General features: G+C 74.2%; 8 protein-coding genes, 1 pseudogene and 1 riboswitch. Of the genes and pseudogenes, 3 read left to right on the top strand and 6 right to left on the bottom strand.

Going from position 1 to position 9296, the window contains the following annotated elements; translation table 11 throughout:
• Window positions 1–95: 95 nt before the first annotated feature.
• From AC2CJA_RS19820 to AC2CJA_RS19795, 6 genes are all read right to left on the bottom strand, one after another.
• Window positions 96–875, bottom strand: coding sequence for an enoyl-CoA hydratase/isomerase family protein (locus tag AC2CJA_RS19820; protein ID WP_484604038.1), 780 nt, complete (start codon window positions 873–875; stop codon window positions 96–98).
• A 110-nt stretch (window positions 876–985) separates the two neighbouring features.
• Window positions 986–1207: a helix-turn-helix domain-containing protein gene (locus AC2CJA_RS19815; RefSeq protein WP_175540892.1), complete on the bottom strand. Its 222-nt coding sequence runs from the start codon at window positions 1205–1207 to the stop codon at window positions 986–988.
• A gap of 381 nt (window positions 1208–1588) precedes the next feature.
• Window positions 1589–3187, bottom strand: coding sequence for an ABC-F family ATP-binding cassette domain-containing protein (locus tag AC2CJA_RS19810; RefSeq protein WP_484604037.1), 1599 nt, complete (start codon window positions 3185–3187; stop codon window positions 1589–1591).
• Between the two features lie 213 nt (window positions 3188–3400).
• Window positions 3401–4804: a hypothetical protein gene (locus AC2CJA_RS19805; protein ID WP_484604036.1), complete on the bottom strand. Its 1404-nt coding sequence runs from the start codon at window positions 4802–4804 to the stop codon at window positions 3401–3403.
• A gap of 53 nt (window positions 4805–4857) precedes the next feature.
• Window positions 4858–5991, bottom strand: a complete 1134-nt coding sequence (locus AC2CJA_RS19800; protein WP_484604035.1) for an alpha/beta hydrolase family protein — start codon at window positions 5989–5991, stop codon at window positions 4858–4860.
• Window positions 5992–6121: 130 nt separating this feature from the next.
• Complete coding sequence (locus AC2CJA_RS19795) at window positions 6122–6805, bottom strand: class II aldolase/adducin family protein (protein ID WP_484604034.1); 684 nt, start codon at window positions 6803–6805, stop codon at window positions 6122–6124.
• A gap of 217 nt (window positions 6806–7022) precedes the next feature.
• Here AC2CJA_RS19795 and AC2CJA_RS19790 point away from each other — a divergent pair, with 217 nt between their 5' ends.
• The 3 genes and pseudogenes from AC2CJA_RS19790 to AC2CJA_RS19780 form a co-directional block, all read left to right on the top strand.
• The gene (locus AC2CJA_RS19790) at window positions 7023–8258 is read left to right on the top strand and encodes an anion permease (RefSeq protein WP_484604033.1); all 1236 of its coding nucleotides are present in this window, start codon (window positions 7023–7025) and stop codon (window positions 8256–8258) included.
• Between the two features lie 28 nt (window positions 8259–8286).
• Window positions 8287–8502, top strand: a complete 216-nt coding sequence (locus AC2CJA_RS19785) for a hypothetical protein (RefSeq protein ID WP_484604032.1) — start codon at window positions 8287–8289, stop codon at window positions 8500–8502.
• Between the two features lie 295 nt (window positions 8503–8797).
• A riboswitch (cobalamin riboswitch) is annotated at window positions 8798–8923 on the top strand.
• 137 nt (window positions 8924–9060) lie between these two features.
• Window positions 9061–9296, top strand: a pseudogene (locus AC2CJA_RS19780) (hypothetical protein); the annotation flags it as partial.

Here is a 9296-nt window from a genome sequence, read left to right as displayed (position 1 = left end):
GGCCGGCGCCGCCGGGCCCGTGACGGTCGCGGCCGTGGTGACGGAGGTGGCGGAGGGGGAGGCGGCGCGGGGCCCGGCGTGAGAGCGGCCGGCCGTCAGTCGCCGATGCCGGCCAGATCGCGCAGCCTGCGCGTCTGGGCCGCGCGCTCGGCGGCGCGCTGTTCGTCGTAGGCACGGCCCACCGCACCGCGCAGCAGCGCCTTGGTCTCGATCACCGCGTCACGCGGAGCCGCGAGCAGCGCCGCGGCCAGATCGGCGGTGGCGGCCTCCAGCTCGGCGGCGGGGACCACGAGGTTGGCCAGTCCGGTCCGCTCGGCCTCCTCGGCGCGCACGAATCGTCCCGTCGCGCAGATCTCCAGCGCGCGGGCGTATCCGACCAGGGAGACGAGCGGGTGGGTGCCGGTGAGGTCGGGGACCAGTCCGAGGCTGGTCTCACGCATCGCGAACTGCACGTCGTCGGCGCACACTCGCAGGTCGCAGGCGAGCGCGAGCTGGAAGCCCGCGCCGACCGCGTGGCCCTGGACGGCGGCGATGCTCACGATGTCGTTCCGCCGCCACCAGGTGAAAGCCTCCTGGTAGCCGGCGACGGCCTCGTCGACCTCGGCATCGGAACCGCGCGCCAGGTCGATGAAGGACGGCTCGCCGTCGAAGCCTTCGGGAGTGAAGGCCTGCCGGTCGAGCCCGGCGGAGAAGGACTGCCCCTCTCCGCGCAGGACGACGACGCGGATCCCACCGGGCAGCAGCCGCCCGGCCTCGGCCAGGGCGCGCCACATGGCGAAGGTCTGGGCGTTGCGCTTGGCCGGGCGGTCGAGCGTGACCGTGGCCACGGCACCGTCCGCGACGAGCCGCACGCCGTCCTTGTCGAGCAGGGTCATGAGGACCTCCCGGGGCAGTCCGCAGTCGGACGACTGTCAAGTGACTGAAGAGTAACCACCCGGCCGGTCGGATGGCCGACCGGGTGGCGCCCCTCGGGACACCCTGGGTCTCAGGACGTCGCGGTCTTCTTGCCCCGCGTGGCACCGCCGCGACCGCGCAGGGTCACGCCGGACTCGCTGAGCATCCGGTGCACGAATCCGTAGGAGCGGCCGGTCTCCTCGGCCAGCGCCCGGATGCTCGCACCGGAGTCGTACTTCTTCTTGAGATCAGCCGCGAGCTTCTCGCGCGCGGCGCCGGTCACCCGGCTGCCCTTCTTCAGAGTCTCGGCCACCCGTGCCTCCTCATGGGAAGTGCGCTCTGGACTCTCATGATCACCCCTTGCCGGTTTTCTGGCCACCCATTCGGCAAGGTCCGTAGAACGTCATCGGCGGGCGGACAAGGGCCGAAGGGCTCCGAAGCGGGGCGTTCTGCGGGACTCGCCGGGGGCACGGTTCCGTACTTCATGAAGAAAGGGCAGGTCAGGGCCTCGACTAGTGCTCAAACACCCGGTTGGGGAGGTCTATGCCACAGCGTCGGCGCCATCGACGCCCGGCCGCGCCGGAATACGAGCCGATCTCACTCAGATGACGGATCAAGCCTCGGCCGAATGATCCAGAACGGTGTGATCACCACGCGCCCGCGGTGCGGCCGGGCGGCGGGGGACGGGCTCCGCTCAGGCGAGCGCCACGAGGTCCGCGTACTCCTCGCCCCACAGGTCCTCCACACCGTCGGGCAGCAGGATGATCCGCTCCGGCTGGAGCGCTTCCACCGCACCCTCGTCGTGGGTGACCAGCACCACCGCGCCGGTGAAGGTGCGCAGGGCGCCCAGGATCTCCTCCCGGCTGGCGGGGTCGAGGTTGTTGGTCGGCTCGTCCAGCAGCAGCACGTTGGCCGAGGAGACCACCAGCGTGGCCAGCGCCAGCCGGGTCTTCTCCCCACCGGAGAGCACCCGCGCGGGCTTGTCCACGTCGTCGCCGGAGAACAGGAACGAGCCCAGCGTCTTGCGGATGTCGACCAGGTCCATGTCGGGGGCGGCCGAGCGCATGTTCTCCAGGACCGTGCGGTCGCCGTCGAGCGTCTCGTGCTCCTGCGCGTAGTAGCCGAGCTTCAGCCCGTGTCCCGGAACCACCCGGCCGGTGTCGGGCTTCTCCACCCCGGCCAGCAGTCGCAGCAGAGTGGTCTTGCCCGCGCCATTGAGACCGAGGATGACCACGCGCGAGCCCTTGTCGATGGCGAGCGAGAGGTCGGTGAAGATCTCCAGCGAGCCGTAGGACTTGGACAGTTCCTCAGCCATCAGCGGGGTCTTGCCGCAGGGCGCGGGGTCGGGGAAGCGCAGCTTGGCGACCTTGTCGGCGCGCCGCTCCTCCTCCAGCCCGGCCAGCAGCCGCTCGGCCCGGCGTGCCATGTTCTGGGCGGCCACCGTCTTGGTGGCCTTGGCACGCATCTTGTCGGCCTGGGAGTTGAGGGCCGAGGCCTTCTTCTCGGCGTTGGCCCGCTCGCGCCTGCGCCGCTTCTCGTCCGCCTCGCGCTGGGCCAGGTACTGCTTCCAGCCCATGTTGTAGACGTCGATGCGGGAGCGGTTGGCGTCGAGGTAGAAGACCTTGTTGACGGCCGTCTCCACCAGGTCGACATCGTGGGAGATGACGACGAAGCCGCCGCGGTAGGTCTTCAGAAAGTCGCGCAGCCAGACGATCGAGTCGGCGTCGAGGTGGTTGGTCGGCTCGTCCAGCAGCAGGGTGTCGGCATCCGAGAAGAGGATGCGGGCGAGCTCCACCCGGCGCCGCTGGCCGCCGGAGAGGGTGTGCAGCGGCTGGCCGAGCACCCGGTCGGGCAGGCCGAGGCTGGCGGCGATGGTGGCGGCCTCGGCCTCGGCGGCGTAGCCGCCCTTGGTGAGGAACTCCGTCTCCAGCCGCTCGTACTTCCTCATCGCCTTCTCGCGGGTGGCGCCCTGGCCGTTCGCCATCCGGTCCTCGTTCTCGCGCATCCTGCGCAGCACGGTGTCCAGACCGCGGGCTGACAGGATGCGGTCGCGGGCGAGGGCGTCGAGGTCGCCGGTGCGCGGGTCCTGGGGCAGGTAGCCGACCTCACCGGTGCGGGTGATGGTCCCGCCGGCGGGGGCGCCCTCCCCGGCCAGGCAGCGGGTGAGGGTTGTCTTGCCGGCCCCGTTGCGGCCGACCAGGCCGATCCGGTCGCCCCTGGCGATGCGGAAGGAGGCGGACTCGATGAGGATCCGGGCGCCGGCGCGCAGCTCTACTCCGGTGGCGGTGATCACGGAAATACTCCTGGGCAGGGTGGACGTGCGTACGTCGTCGGTCGGGGGCTGGGAGACGGGCGTACGCCGCTAATGCACGAGGAGGTTCACCATGCGGCCAGTCTAACGGCGGCGCGCAACCGGATTTCCGCGCCCGGTCGAGGGGACCGCGTACGCCCGGGCGGCGGGCGCCCGCCGTGCGGGACGCGCGCGGCCCGGCCGGGGGCGGGCCCGTCACACCTCACCGGTGTGGACCTGGAAGGCCGCCCGGCGCACGGCCCTGGCCAGCGCCGGGTCCGGGTGGGCCGCGGCGAGCGCGACCAGGACCTGGACGGTGCGCGGGTGGCCGGTGGCGCGGACGGCCTCCAGAAGACCGGGGACGCTGCTCTGCACGGCCGAGTCCAGGTGTTCCACCAGCACCTTCCCGTCGCCGTGGTCGGCGACGGCCGCGGCGGTGTCCACCCACAGCCAGGTGGCCTCCTCCGCGGTCAGGACACCGGGGGCGCCGTTCGCCAGGTCCGCCGGGTCCGCGCCGTCGTGCTCGGCGAGCCAGAGCAGGGCGTAGGGGCGCAGGACGGGCTCGCCCGCCGCCTCCCGGACGGCGGGTTCCGCGGGGGCGCCCACGGCGCGCAGCGCCTCGAAGGCCAGCCCCCGGATGAGGGCGTCGTCGCCGCGTGCGGCCCCGATCAGCTCGGCGACGGCCGGGCCGGTGGGACGCGCGGCCAGCCAGGCGCGGTACTCGGCGCGGGCCTCTCCGGGCGAGAGCCTGGCGCATCCGCGCAGCATGTCCTCGGCGTGCTGCTCGATGTTCCCCGCCGGACTCTGGGCCGCGACGCAGATCTGCTCCAGTTTCACCCACACCGCCCAGTTGCCCAGCGGGGTGAGCACCGCCTGGCCGGGGCGGCCCCGGCCGTCCTCGGCGCAGCGGGTGAGGGCGCCGACGGAGGCGAGCCCGTGGAGGGCCCAGTCCAGGAGCGAGGGCAGGCAGTCGTCCGGCTCCCCGGCCGCCCCGCCCGCCGGGGAGTCGCCGGGTGGGCCGCCCGGCGGCTCCGCTCCGTCGCGCTCGGCGCGGATCTCCGCGATGCGCCGCCTCAGCAGGTCCAGCAGGGCCGGCACGGTCACCGGACCGGAGGACAGGTGCATCACCGACAGGAACTGCGGCGCCGCCACGACCACCTCGCCGACCGCGCCGGGGTCCGCGCCGCCGGGTGCGGGATGGGCCAGCGACCAGGCGTCGAAGAGCGCGACCCAGCCGCGCAGCACGGCCGAGTCGTCGCGGTCCCAGGCGCGCAGCCGCCAGCCGGGCATGGCGGTGCCGTCGTGCAGTTCGACGAGGCCGGCGAGCCGGGCGCGATCCCAGTGGACGGGGATCTGCTCCACGGGCATCCGCAGTTCCGCCGCCGCCCGCTCGGCGGCCGACACCGGTGACAGCCCGGTGCGGTCGGCCCAGCGTGCCAGCCGCACGGCGTCGCTGAGGCAGGCCCGTGCCTGCCGGGCGAGTTGGTCTCGTGGGGGCACTCCCTCGGGGGGCCGGGGCGCGCTCCGCCGGCGGCGCGTGCCCACTGCTCGGCGCGCGGCGGCGAGAGGCTGTCGGGATACGAGGCGCAGCCGGGTGTCTCGCGGGGTACGGGACGTCACGGGAGCAGTGTTGTTGATGACGGCCCGAAAGCCCAAACGCCGGTCGCGGCGCCTCACATGAGCGGGGTGAGAAAGCGGCGCAGCGCCTCCTCGTAGCCCCGCGGGTCGGCGTTCCACATGGCGGCGTGCGGGGCCTGTCCGACGACGTGCAGCGAGACCAGGTCCGGGCGCCGTTCGGCCAGTTCGCGGGAGGGGCTCCAGGGCGCGACGGCGTCGTCCGGGCCGTGCAGGACGAGCGTGGGGAGCCGCAGCGCGCCGGGGTCGCCCGGTTCGGAGCGGAGCTCCGGGTGGAGCCGGGCGCGTCCCTGCGCGGCGCGCACCGCCAGCGGCAGCAGGGGTGCGGGGACGTGGCGGGCGCCGGCCAGTGCGCGCAGGGTGGCCCGCCAGTCGAGCACGGGCGAGTCCAGGATCAGTCCGGTGACGAAGTCGCGGACCGGGGACTCGGCGACGGTCCGCAGCGCCATCGTGGCCCCGGTGGACCAGCCGTACAGCACCACGCCGCGGGCGCCGCGGCCGAGGGCGTAGCGGACGGCCGAGTCGAGGTCGTGCCACTCGGAGTCGCCCAGGTGGACGGTGCCGTCGGGCGACCGGGGCGCCCCGGGGTCGCCCCGGTAGGCCGGTACGAGCACGGGGACGCCCATGGCGTTCAGGAAGGGCAGGACGTTCATGGGGTGCTCGCGCGTGGCGCCCAGTCCGTGCACGGCGATGACCCACACCTCACGCAGGGACGGCAGGTACCAGGCGGGCAGGGGGCCGAGTTCGCCGGGCACCTCGATGTCCGCGTACTCCAGGTCCAGCGCCTCCCCGGGGTTTCCGGTGTGGAGCTGCGGGGTCAGCCGCACCCGGTCGCCGGTGGCGAGCCGGCCGCGGTCCACCCGCTCCAAGCGCCGTACGACGGTGTCGGCGGAGGTGGGGGCGTCCAGCACGGCTCCGACGACGGCGTGCCGGCCGGGACCGGTGAGGGCGTAGGTGCCGGGGAGCTGGGAGATGAGGGAGCGGGTCAGGGTGACCTGCCCCGCCGCGGTGGCGTGGACGGTCAGCTGCGGGCCCTCGAAGCCGGCGGGCAGGGAGCGCCCGGAGGACGGCCTGAGGGCGGCGGTGGCCGCGGACCGGCCGGCCACGACAGCGGCCGCTCCGGCACCGAGCGTGGTGAGGGCGGTCAGGGCCGCCGTTCTGCGCAGACTCATCGTCTCCAAGGATGACGGCGTGGTGTCGCCGGGGCCAGCGGGCGGGCTCCGGCGGGTGAGCGGGGGCGGGCCGGGGCCGGTCCCCCGCCCGGTGCCGGGGTCGCCCGCCTCGTACCCCGTCCGCGCGGGATCATCCGCCGGGCGGGGCGGCATCCGGCTGGGCGGGCCGGCTCCGCTGCCCGTAGCCGCGCAGCCGCTCGGCGACGCGGTCCAGCTCCCCGGGCGGCAGCAGGGAGGGGGCGCGGCCGGGCACGGAGGCGGCGGCGAGCCAGACCCGGCACATCCACTCCAGCTGGGCGGTGTCGTCGTACGCCCGGCCGAGGCTGTCGGCGTACACGAGGGTGCCGTGGTTGCGCAGCAGGCAGCCGCTGCGGTCGCGCAGCGCCTCCAGCACACGGGCGGCCAGTTCCTCGCTGCCGTAGGTGGCGTACGGCGCCACACGGACCGCGCCGCCCAGGGCGGCGGCCATGTAGTGGATCGCCGGAAGCTCGTCGACGAGGGTGGAGACGGCGGTGGCGTGCACGGCGTGGGTGTGGACCACCGCCGCGGCGGCGGTGGAGCGGTACACCGCCAGGTGCATCGGCAGTTCGCTGGTGGGCACCAGGTCGCCGGCCTTCCGCCGCCCGTCCAGGCCGACGGCGCACAGTTCGTCCGGACCGAGGCGGTCGTAGGCGACGCCGCTGGGGGTGACCAGGACGGTGTCACCGACCCGCACCGAGACGTTGCCCGAGGTACCCACGACCAGGCCGTCGGCCACCGTCCGGCGGGCCGTGGCCACCAGTTCCCGCCAGGCGTCCGCCCAGGCCGACCGCATCCGCGCCACCTCCGGCGGAGCACTCTAGCGCCGGCAGGCCGCACCGGAGGCGCACGGTGCGCCGGGGCGCACCGGGGCCGGGCCCGCCACCGCACCGTGCGACCCTGCGCACACAGGCGACACGGGACACCGTGACGCCGTTCCCAGTTCACCTTGCGTTCACCCGGCATCCTTACGTTCACCGAGTACCTGCCCCCTCGACCGATTGCCTGGGTGAATGGAAAACATCACGCTTCTCATCGGGATCGTGATCGTCACGGCCTTGGTGTTCGACTTCACCAACGGTTTCCACGACACGGCCAACGCCATGGCCACCACCATTTCGACCGGGGCACTCAAGCCCAAGACCGCGGTGGCGATGTCGGCGGTCCTCAACCTCGTCGGCGCCTTCATCTCGGTCGAGGTCGCCGCGACGATCTCCAAGGGCCTCATCAACGAGGACTCCGGCATCGAACCCGCGGTGATCTTCGCGGGGCTGGTCGGCGCGATCCTGTGGAATCTGCTGACCTGGCTGGCCGGGCTCCCCTCCAGCTCCTCGCACGCCCTCATGGGCGGCCTCCTCGGCGCCACGATCGCCGCCGCCGGCATCGGTGCCGTCTCCGTCGGCGCCGTCTTCATGAAGGTGCTGATCCCGGCCCTCGTCGCGCCCCTGGTCGCCGGTATCGCGGCCATGCTCGCGACCAGGCTGACCTACCGGATCAGCCGCGACACCGAGGAAGGACAGGTCGCCAAGGGCTACCGCGCCGGGCAGATCGCCTCGGCCGGCCTGGTCTCCCTGGCCCACGGCACCAACGACGCGCAGAAGACGATGGGCGTCATCACCCTCGCACTGATCTCCGGCGGCGTGCTCGGCGCCGACGCCGACCCGCCGCTGTGGGTCATCGCCTCGGCCGGCATCGCCATCGCGCTCGGCACCTACCTGGGCGGCTGGCGGATCATCCGCACCATGGGCAAGGGCCTGACCGACATCCGCCCGGCACAGGGCTTCGCGGCCCAGACCAGCTCGGCCGTCACCATCCTGGCCTCCTCCCACCTGGGCTTCGCGCTCTCCACCACGCAGGTCTGCTCCGGCTCGATCATGGGCTGCGGCCTGGGCCGCAAGGGCGGCGTGGTCCGCTGGAGCACCGCCGGCCGCATGGTCGCCGCCTGGGGCCTGACCCTCCCGGCCGCCGGCCTGATCGCCGCGGGCTCCGCGCTGCTGGCCATCCAGGGCGACTGGGGCGTCACCGTGGTCGCGGTCGCCTCCGTGGCCGCCATCGCCGCCATCTGGATCGCCTCCCGCCGTGAGCCGGTCGACCACACCAACGTCAACGACGTCGAGCAGGCCGAGGCGGAGGACCCGGGCGTGGTCACGGCCGCGGTGCAGGCCGTCTCCCCGCCGCCCACCGCCGCCATGGAGGAGGCCGGGAGGGCCTCCGACACCCCGGCGAAGACCACCGTCTCCGTTCCCTGAGCCCGAGCCCCGCGAAGGAAGAAGCACCATGGACATCGACTGGGCCGCCCTCGGCCAGGTCTTCGGCGTCAGCCTCGTGATGACGGTCGGCCTGGTGGGCCTGTTCACCCTCGGCATCGTCGGCCTGGGCGCCAACGGCGGGACGCGGGGCGGCTCCTCCGCCCTGGCCCGCGTCGGCGCCTACGCCAGCTACGCCCTGTGCGCGGCCGCGGTGGCGTACGGCATCTACATCATCGCGGCCTGAGCGGACCCGATGCGCCCGGGGGCCCGCCCGGGCCTCCGGCACCCTTACGCCTCTCACCGGCCCCCGGCGGACACCGCCGGGCGCCGGCGCGTTCCTCCCGGCCTTCCCGGATGTCCCGGCGTCTCCTGGGTCCGTCCGCGCCCTGCCGCGCTTCCGTCTCCCCGGGCGTGAGCGCCCCGGCGTGGGCCGCCGGGTGCCGTGTGCGCTTCCGCACAGTGCGCCACCGCAGGTCACGAGTGAGTTGACGCGCCTTCCCGGTCGTGGTGGACTTCCCGTTGCCAAACGGCGGCAGGAGAGGAAGCCGGTGCGAATCCGGCGCGGTCCCGCCACTGTCACCGGGGAGCGCTCCCCCACCCAGCGTCACGGCCCTCGCATCGGGCTGGAAGGCCGGGGGACGCGCCGATCCGGGAGCCAGGAGACTCTCACCGCCGGTCACGTCGAGCCAGGGCGAGGACCCTGAGTGAGGACACACCGCCATGCCCGGCACCCTGTCTGCCGCACCACCTCCATCCCGCCGCGCCACCGGTTCCGCACGAGGTGTGACGGCCGGCTGACGCGATGCGTGCCGACCACGCCCTCCCCCCGGCCCCCGCTCCGGCGGACGCCGGCCCCCCCGCGCTCCTCGGCCCCGCGGCCGCGGGCTACGCGTGCGGCGCGGCCCTGGGGTACCTGCTCGACCTGGTCGCGGGCGACCCTCGCCGAGCGCACCCCGTCGCCGCCTTCGGGCGCGCGGCCTCGGCCGCCGAGCGCCTGCTGTGGCGCGACCACCGCGGCGCGGGCGCGCTGTACACGGC

Source organism: Streptomyces sp. ATLC9, assembly GCF_057196705.1.
The sequence above is the reverse complement of the archived record's forward strand: the minus strand, read 5'-3'. Positions and strand labels throughout refer to the sequence as shown.